9 protein-coding genes and 1 tRNA gene are annotated in these 9,311 nt (G+C 29.4%); 4 read left to right on the top strand and 6 right to left on the bottom strand.

Translation table 11 applies throughout. From position 1 onward, the window contains the following. Window positions 1–7 precede the first annotated feature (7 nt). From ACH2BO_RS03980 to ACH2BO_RS03960, 5 genes are all read right to left on the bottom strand, one after another. Window positions 8–95, bottom strand: a tRNA-Ser gene (locus ACH2BO_RS03980). Window positions 96–252: 157 nt separating this feature from the next. After that, window positions 253–897 carry a response regulator gene (locus ACH2BO_RS03975; protein ID WP_395043460.1) on the bottom strand — a complete coding sequence of 215 codons (645 nt, stop codon included), beginning with the start codon at window positions 895–897 and terminating at the stop codon, window positions 253–255. Further along, window positions 898–1,671 (bottom strand): sensor histidine kinase, encoded by a 774-nt coding sequence (locus tag ACH2BO_RS03970; RefSeq protein ID WP_395043459.1) that lies wholly within the window; start codon window positions 1,669–1,671, stop codon window positions 898–900. Continuing rightward, window positions 1,650–1,937 (bottom strand): hypothetical protein, encoded by a 288-nt coding sequence (locus tag ACH2BO_RS03965; RefSeq protein ID WP_395043458.1) that lies wholly within the window; start codon window positions 1,935–1,937, stop codon window positions 1,650–1,652. The genes ACH2BO_RS03970 and ACH2BO_RS03965 overlap by 22 nt, the downstream gene beginning before the upstream one ends. Before the next feature lie 374 nt (window positions 1,938–2,311). Then, window positions 2,312–3,043: a hypothetical protein gene (locus ACH2BO_RS03960; RefSeq protein WP_395043457.1), complete on the bottom strand. Its 732-nt coding sequence runs from the start codon at window positions 3,041–3,043 to the stop codon at window positions 2,312–2,314. 290 nt (window positions 3,044–3,333) lie between these two features. Between ACH2BO_RS03960 and ACH2BO_RS03955 the strand changes: the two genes are divergently transcribed. From ACH2BO_RS03955 to ACH2BO_RS03940, 4 genes are all read left to right on the top strand, one after another. Then, entirely contained in the window at window positions 3,334–4,266 is a 933-nt protein-coding gene (locus tag ACH2BO_RS03955; RefSeq protein ID WP_395043456.1) for a hypothetical protein, read from the top strand. A 21-nt stretch (window positions 4,267–4,287) separates the two neighbouring features. Then, window positions 4,288–6,102, top strand: coding sequence for an OmpA family protein (locus ACH2BO_RS03950; protein WP_395043455.1), 1,815 nt, complete (start codon window positions 4,288–4,290; stop codon window positions 6,100–6,102). Window positions 6,103–6,118: 16 nt separating this feature from the next. After that, window positions 6,119–7,486, top strand: a complete 1,368-nt coding sequence (locus tag ACH2BO_RS03945) for a hypothetical protein (protein WP_395043454.1) — start codon at window positions 6,119–6,121, stop codon at window positions 7,484–7,486. Between the two features lie 85 nt (window positions 7,487–7,571). After that, a complete protein-coding gene (locus ACH2BO_RS03940) occupies window positions 7,572–8,408 on the top strand; it encodes a vWA domain-containing protein (protein WP_395043453.1) in 837 nt (278 codons plus the stop codon). 312 nt (window positions 8,409–8,720) lie between these two features. Here the strand turns inward: ACH2BO_RS03940 and ACH2BO_RS03935 are convergent. After that, window positions 8,721–9,311: T9SS type B sorting domain-containing protein (locus ACH2BO_RS03935; protein ID WP_395043452.1), on the bottom strand; the 591-nt coding region annotated here is incomplete at its 5' end.

The following is a 9,311-nucleotide window of genomic DNA, read 5'->3' as shown; positions in this document are numbered from 1 at the left end:
TTTCTAATGGCGGAGAAAGAGGGATTCGAACCCCCGGACCTGTTACAGTCAACAGTTTTCAAGACTGCCGCATTCGACCGCTCTGCCATTTCTCCAATAAAAATTCAATTATTACTAATTGCGAGTGCAAATATAGTACCTTTTTTTATTTTTCAAATACAATTTTAATAAAAAAGATTTAATTATTTTTTTATTAAACTAATCATTTCATTTTCTATACTTTATGGTATATAATTTTATTTTGCAATCTAATTATTCAGCTTCATATCCGTTTTTTATGGCATAAACTGCTAAACCAACTCTTGACTTTAAATCTAATTTTTCAAACAAATTATCTCGATAACTTTCAACTGTTCTAGGACTGCAAAACATTTTTTCTGCTATTTCTTTATAATTCATTTCAGATATTGTATGTTTAAGAAACTCCTTTTCTCTATCTGTTAATTTTAAGACTGCAGATGTTTTAATCTTTTCTGTTCCTAAACTTGCAAATACAATTCGTGATGCCCAATCTGGATAGTAATATCCATCATTCATTAATTTTATTAAAGCTTTTTCTAAATCGGTTGGATGTGAGTTTTTTAATAAATATCCGTTTGCACCATTTTTAATCATTTTAATAACGCTTTGTTCATCATCTTGCATGCTCAAAGTCATTATTAAAATATTTGGATAATTTTCATTTAACCATTTTGCAGTTTCAAAACCATCCATTATTGGCATACTTATGTCTAAAAGAATAATATCTGGAGTTTCTTGTGATTTTAATTTTTCTATTAAATCTGAACCATTTTCACATTCATAAATTACTTCAAAGCTATTAAAATTTGAAATAATTTCTTTTAAAGCTTTAGCAATTAGAATATGATCATCGACTATGACTATTTTCTTTTTCATTTATAAAGGTATTGAAATTGTTAATGTCGTTCCGTTTTCTTTAGAACTTTGAAGTGTTGATGTGCCTCCAATAATTTCGGTTCTCTTTTTCATATTACTCAATCCTATTCCGTTACTTTTTTTGTTTATATCAAAGCCCATTCCGTCATCTGATAAAATAAAACTTAAATTAACATCTGATTTGTTTAAAATTAATTTAATGTTTTTACATTTAGAATATTTAATACTGTTTTGCATAAACTCTTGGCATATTCGAAGAAGTACACTTTTTATTTGATAATTGTAGCTGGTTTTATCTTCATTGAATTTTAAAATCGCTTTACACTTTTTTAAATCATTAATTTTTTCACATTCTTGTTTTAAAAGCTCTACTAAACTTGAAGTGTTTATAGCATCATCTGTTAATGATTTGGATAATTCTCTTAATTCTGATAATGATTGATTAATAATTGAACTAATATTTTCTATACTTTCATTTATTTGCGGAGCTTTATTTTCGTATGCAAGTTGTTGGGTGTATAAACTGGCAAGTGTTAGCTTTTGTCCAATATTATCGTGAATTTCTCTTCCAATATGTTGCATAGTTTGATTTTGAATTTCTATCTGAGTAGATAAAAGCTCTTTTTGATGTTCTTCGTATTGGTTATTTAAAAGCATGGTGTGTTCTTTCTTTTTAAGACGATATTGTTGAATAAAAGCAACAATTGCAATGATAAATGCAATGAAAAATATATTAAATAATATTATTGTTATTATGATTTGGCTTTTCCCCATATAAATGATGCTGCAAATAATAAATACATTAAACAATTGGAAACCATAAAATATTTATAATAATTATTCCAAATTTCAGGAAATTCCACTATCATTTTATATAAACCGAAAAAAGGCATGTTACCTACATAAAACAAAATTACTCCAATGTTTATGTAAAACATTTTATCTTCTTTAAATTTTAAAATTGAATCACTTTTAATTTGCTTGATAAATTCAATAACAACTAAAATAAGAAGTAGTAAAGTTCCAAAAGTTTTATTCAATGAATAAAATGTAAAACTTTTTAAATTTGTCAAATTAAATTCTAAAAACAATGAAAATAAATAAGATATAGTGAAAATCCAAAATAGCTTATTAAATTTTAAAGATTTGATTGCAAATAACCAATATATAAAAATGAATTCTATTGGGAATTGAAGCAAAGAAGATGTTTTTTCAATATTTATTTTAAGTTCAATAGATAAAAAAGCTGTTATTGTTTCATACAGTAATATGTATATTAAATAAAAAACAAACCATTTCCAATAGGAATTCTTTAGAGATTTTAAATTTATAATTCCGAAAATCATTGCTATAAACTCGCATATATGTAATAAATCTAAAAGAAATGGTGGTCTATCGTACATATTTAAAACTATTAAAACCCTAATCCTGTAACTGAATCCGGAGGCGTTAATACACCATGATTTCTAACATTTATACTTGGTGTTGAGCCACTTGCAGTTACATCCTCTGCGCCAGCTCCAATAGTAAGAATTGAATAATTACTATTTATAAAAGCATACTTATTTTTGGGATCCATATTAACAAAACCATTATATGTACTAACATCTAGAGGATTAAAATCAAATTCCTCTCCACTTCTTCCTGAAATCGTAGGAACCATTACTAAAGTATGCTTAAATTGGTAATCAGGATTAAATGTAAAAGTTGAATCTGTTTGACTTTGAGCAAAAACACTCATTTCTGAATTTTTAGGATAAGCTGCATAATAAATTCTTACTCCAAGTTTTTTACCTTTAGATTCTGCATGATTTTTATTAGCATTATGTTCAATATGATAAATGAATTTTTTTAATGTTTCTAAGTCAAACCATATTGCTCTTGCGTCATTTGGAACAGAATTAACAGTTGCTGTTTGAATATTATTTAATTGAGTATCGTCATATTTTGTAATCATACTTTTAACCAAATCGGCTGTTAGCGTTGGAGGTTGAATGGAATCATAATCCATACAGATATCATCACTTCGAGTTCCGCCTGGAACATCAACAATATCTTTCTTTTTACAAAAATAACATGTTATAAAAGCTGTTATCAAAGCCGTTAATAAAATAATTAATAAGCATTTAAGTGTTAGTGATTTCATAAGTTTAAATTTTTAGTTAATAAAATTAGTTTTTTAATTTGAAACAAAGTAACAATCTTCCTACTTTTTTTATTTCAGCTAATTAGCTATTTCTCTATCCGTTGTTTAACGGTATTTTTTTTAGTTGTTTACTCAACTTAATTTTAGTTTAATACTCATCTATTAATTTTTAATCGTGTTGCAGATTTGCATTGTAAATATAATATGATAATAAATATTTTTTTAATATAAAAATTTACAATTCACATTATATAAACAATAAACAAGATTAATAACCAAAAACAAAAATTATGAATCAATTAAAAAAAATCGGGTTACTTCTTTTAATGGCAATGTCATTAATAAGTTGCAACAGTGATGATGGAAGTCCAGGAAATCAAGTTCCTTCATCGGAAACTTTTAAAAACTTATTTGAAGCCAAATTAATAAGTATGACACAAGCTACACTATTTGATGCAAGTTCTACTTACACATTTACTTCTGAAAAAGGAGTAAAACTTACAATTAATGGTGGTTGTTTGAGAAAAGCTGGTGTTCCTGTTACAGGTGAAGTAAAACTAGAATTTATTGAAATTTTTGATCGTGGTGATATGCTAACATCAAATAAAGCAACGATGGGAAAAACCACTTCTGGAGAAGACAGATTGTTAGTTTCTGGAGGTGAATTTTTTATTGAAGCTACTCAAAACGGAGTTGTTTTAACCTCAGATTGCTTCATGCAACTTCAAGTGCCAACTGCTTTAACTGGCGGAACTGATGCTGCAATGTTGCCTTTTGCAGGAACTACAAATACTGATGGCGATATTGCATGGGAACAAGTTACTGGAGTAGATTTTTCAACTGGAATTAATCCTACAACTGGTCAACCAAACTATTATGCTTTCTTTCAAGATTTTGGATGGTTCAATTGCGATAGATTTATGAGTTATCCTGGACTAAAAACTACAATCACTTCTTTAGTTCCTGCTGGATATGCTGGAGCAAATAGTTTTGTGTTTCTTGCTTCAAAAGATTTTCCAAATTCTTTAGGTAAATCTTATGGAGAATTTCCAGTTGGAATGGAATGCTATCTAATTTTTGTAACCGAAAAAGATGGAAAATTTAGATATGCAATCAAACCATCTACTCCACTTACAGCAAATCATCAAGTAACATTCACTCTAGCAGAAACTACAGTTGGAACTCAAGAAAATTTAACTGCTGCACTTAACGCTTTACCTTAACCTTAATTAATTTATACTATTATGAAACAAATTAAAACACTTTTATTTATACTTTTTATAAGTATAATTTACAAATCAAATGCTCAAGTTACAACTCCTGTAACTTCAACTATCAACAATTCGGGATTTCAATTTTCACTTCGTGGTGGATATGACATCATTCCAATGTATGACAACAATACACCTTATATAGATTATAAAGGTGGATTAGAACTTGGCGCTTCTGTAGATTATTATTGGAATTGGTTTGGAATTGGTGCTGATTTTGACTATATTAAAAATAGTCCAAAAAACACTTATCCCACAACAAATTTATTTTTTGGTGGAGCACCAATTTCAGGATTAAATTTTTCTAAAGATAATATTACAAGAACTTTTTACGGAATTGGACCAAGTTTTAAATATCAAAGAAGTAATAGATTTTCTACTGAATTCAAATTAAGAGCAGGACTAGGAAATATAAAAGGTGGAAGATTGCAATTAGATGGAACAACTTCTACTCTATTGCCTGTGCTTTTAAATTATCATGCAGGTTATGATGCTAAAAATATATTTTCAGGAAAAGCATCGTTACAATTTAATTATTTCTTCAATAATTCTTTCGGAATTCACGCTGGTGCTTATTATTTAAGACATTTTGGTGTTGATGAACTTGTTGATGCTACAACTGGATATTCATCTGCATATGCACCTTTTACAACAACTTCAACAGTGCAAAGTGTAACAGAATATAATATCACAACGTTAACGCCTGCAAACCGTGAGTCTTGTAATTGTGATATTTCTTCTATTGGAATTTATGCTGGTATTACAATTAAATTAAATCATAGAGTGAAAAAAGTTTGTAACGAATGTATTCAATGCACTGTTTGTGGAAAAACTCACATGCCTCCAATGTGTGCTTGCTTAACTTGTGGTTGCAAAGTAAGTATTACTGCAAGAGATAAATATACCAAAGAAATTCTACCTGATACTGATATTATTTTAGTAAATAGTTCAGGACAAACCACTAATTCTGGTAAAACAAATGGTTTTGGCGTGGTTGTTTTTGACAATGTAAAAACTGATAATTATACAATTAAAGGAGTGTTAAACAGTGTAAATCTTGTAGATGGAACAATAACAATTCAAGAATTGTCAAACTGTCAAGCAAATGGCGGAGTGGTTACTAAAGAAATTTTATATGGTGATAGAAACTTTATCATAAAAGGTCGAGCATTTGAGTGTAACACTACTACTCCAATTTCTGGCATAAATGTAACGTTAGAAAATAAAGATTTAGCGGTAAAAAAATCAACAATGACCGATTCAAATGGTAATTTTTTACTTCAATTGCCAGAAACAGGAACTTATGAATTGTATGGTAGAAAAGAAAATTATTTTTCTCAAATAGAAAGAGTTTCTGCATCTGATTACAATAGAGATAAAAACTTATTTGTAAAACTTGAAATGTGTGCTGAAAAAGTAGATTGTGGAAAAGGTCTTGGATTGAAAAATATTTTATTCGATTTAGATAAATATGTAATCAAAGAAATTGCAAAACCTGAATTAAATAGATTAGTTCGTTTTATGCAAGATAATCCATCAGTAAAAGTTGAAGTTGGTTCGCATACAGATTGTAGATCAAGTCATCAATATAACGCTACGTTATCTCAAAATCGTGCAAATGCATCAGTAGATTATGTTGTATCTCAAGGAATTGATAGAAGCAGAATTACAGGAAAAGGATATGGTGAAACTGTACTTTTAAATAGATGTGCTGATGGAGTAAATTGTAGCGAAGAAGAACATTCTATCAACAGAAGAACAGAAATGAAAGTTATCTGTCCGAACTAATTTTTAAAATAGAAAAATGAAAAATTTAATTATAAAAATTATTGGAATTGCATTGTTGTTGCTTTCAACATCGTGTAGCAAAGAATCGTGTAGTTATGTGACTAATTGTGTTGAAAATGAACCTGAAGGTTATATGGTTACAACACAATCTTCAAACACCTATTCTAGTGTTGGAAAAATATATAAAACGACATACAATTCAAATGCTCCTGTTGGTGGCGATTGGAACGACAGCTCACTTGGAGCAAATCAAATACAATCTATTCAACCTGCAATGTGGACTTACACAGATATTGGGCTTGTATTTGGTATTGCATTAGATAATTCCAAAGGAGTTTATTTAAGTGCAACTAATGTTTACGAACACCTTTGGCCTTTTGTTGCTCTTTCAACTTATGGTCCAGCTGGAAGTGCAGGAATTTATTATACCGATATTTCAACACCAACATCAACCAATACAACTATTCCATTGGTAAAAACTGGTTCAACCTCAACTCCAAACACAGTTGGAACAGCGTTTATTCCAAATTCAGGTATTGGTACAGGAAATAGTATTGGAAATATTGCATATGACAAAACAAATAATCAATTGTTTGCAACTAATCTTGAAGATGGAAGAATTTACAGAATTGATACCACAACAGGAATTGTAAAAAGCATTTTTGATCCATTTGTAATTGACAATGCAATTGATGGTCTTGCACCACAAGGAGAACAATTATGGGGTATTGGTGTTTTAAATGAAGCAGGGAAAACTTATGTATATTTTGCAAGAACTGTAACTTTCTTACCTTTAGTAAACTGGGCAAGCAATCCTGGAACAAAAGAAATTTGGTCAATTGAACTCGATTCAAATGGAGAGTTTTTAGCTACAGAAGTAGGAGCAACAAAACTATTTAATGATACACCTTCAAGTTCTAAAAAAGAAGTTCCAAATGTTCTAGGTACTCAAGCCATTGTAAGCGATATTGCTTTTTCATGTTCTGGTAGAATGTTACTTGCAGAAAAAGGTCATCCTCACGAATCATTAGTATTAGAATATGTAAAATCTGGCGCAACTTGGATTCCAGGAAACAATTTTTATGTTGGAAATTATGCAGCTGGAGATAATTCTGCTGGTGGAGTTGATTATGGTTCAAGAGAAAACCTTGGAAGTTTTACTCCTGATGATATTGTCTGGTCTACAGGAAATTATTTAAATGCTGCTCCAAATATAATGTATGGTGTTCAAGGAATGAGTGCTTCTGGAAATAGTCCATTATTACTTCCTAACTCTACAACTGATTTATTTATAGATTATAATTCAGTTTATGGTACGTCGGATAAAGGCGGACATGGCGACGTAGAAATATTTGACTCAAGTTGTCCTTGCAATAAAAAATAAATTTTGTTTGGTTAGGTTGAAAAGAGTTAGGTTGAAAATAAAAACCTAACTCTTACACAAAATCAAACTTTAAAAACATTTAATTATGAAAACAATAAATAAAATTTCAAAAGTAAAAACATTTTTAGTTGCAATAACATGTTTTATAACTCTAAATTCTTGCAACAATAATGAATGTAAATATAATGATCAAGATACATTTCCTTTTTCTTGCGATGGCGGAATGGATGTTGCCTTTGTTATTGATTATACAGGAAGCATGGGTACAGCAATTAATGGTATAAAAACCGCTGTTGCAAGTATTGTAAGTACAATAGTAACTGAATCTGGTGGAGATTATAGATTATCATTATCAATTTTTGATGAATATTCAAAAGCTCAAAATGCAACTTATTTTACTAATGCTGATTATACAAGTTTGCCTGCAGCAAATAAAATAATTAATACAACTGGAACAACAACTAATCAATACTTAACAATGATGGAAAAATTTGGTACAGCTAATACTGCTACTTTTAGTTCTCAACTTGCAAAATTAAATGGCTCAATGCCTTTAGGTAATGGTAATGGTTTTGCAGAACCAGGTGGAATGTTAATGAGTGAAATTGTAAGTAATGCCTTTGCAGGAACTTGGCGACCAGGAAAAACAAAAATCATGATAATTATAACTGATGCACCAGATGGAGGTGATGATGACAATAATACTGCAATTGATGATGCCTATTTATCTGCGCTTGCTACACAAGCAAATGCTCAAAACATTCAATGTATATTAGTTACTACTTTACCAACTGCAAACTATGAAATAAGTTTAATAAACAACAATACAGCTGGTATAGCATTAGTAAGACCCGATTTTTCAACTATTGCAACAGATATCAAAACATTAATTGAAAATCTGTGCATTGCAAATGATAACTAAAAAATTATAACTTTTGAGTAGGTTAATTTTGTTTGAGAAAGTCCCAAGTTAAAATTTGGGGCTTTTTTAAATAAATAATTATTAAGCTAATTTTTAATAAACGTTATGGAAACAAATACCACAATAATTACTTTATTTTTCTATGGTGGATTAATAATTGTAATACTGTTTTTTATGTTATTGGTTTACATCTGTGTAAAAAATAATATAATAGAAATTGAAAAAACCTGTAACATAATAGAGTTTCTAAAGGTTTTTATTCTTATATCACTACTAATACTTAACTATTATATTATTGCAAATTATTGACAATTACCTTTTTAGAGTAAAATGTCCTTTATGAGTTCGTCCATCACGACGGTTTACAACAAACCAATAGTCATCTGAAACTACAGGTTGACCATTGTATAATCCGTCCCAACCTTCACTATTTGCATCGAAAGAAGCCATTATTTTTCCGTATCTATCATAAACTAAAACTTTAAGTTCTGGTTCAAATTGCGAATCTTTTATTCGCCAAGTTTCGTTATATCCATCTCCGTTTGGTGTAAAATATCTAACATAATATAACAACCAAACTTCGCGAGATACTTTTCCGCACCCAAATTTATCTTTTACATAAACAGTATAAACTCCAGGCGAAAGATTTGTAAATACATTAGAATCTTGATATATTGAATCGTCTAATGAATATTCAAATGCTCCATCTTTGGTAGTAACAACCGTAATAGTATTTTCATCAACAGTCCAATCAATGGTTTCAAAATGATCAATTTCTGGTTGTTCAGATATTATAACAGTTACTTCTTTGGTGTTGGTACAAAATAATCCTGGACCATAAGTATTTGTTGCAATAACTGTTAAAACTGTTGTTCCTGGTGTGGTAACAGAAATACTAGATGT

It is taken from the genome of Flavobacterium sp., from assembly GCF_043773265.1.
GTDB lineage: Bacteria > Bacteroidota > Bacteroidia > Flavobacteriales > Flavobacteriaceae > Flavobacterium.
The sequence above is the reverse complement of the archived record's forward strand: the minus strand, read 5'-3'. Positions and strand labels throughout refer to the sequence as shown.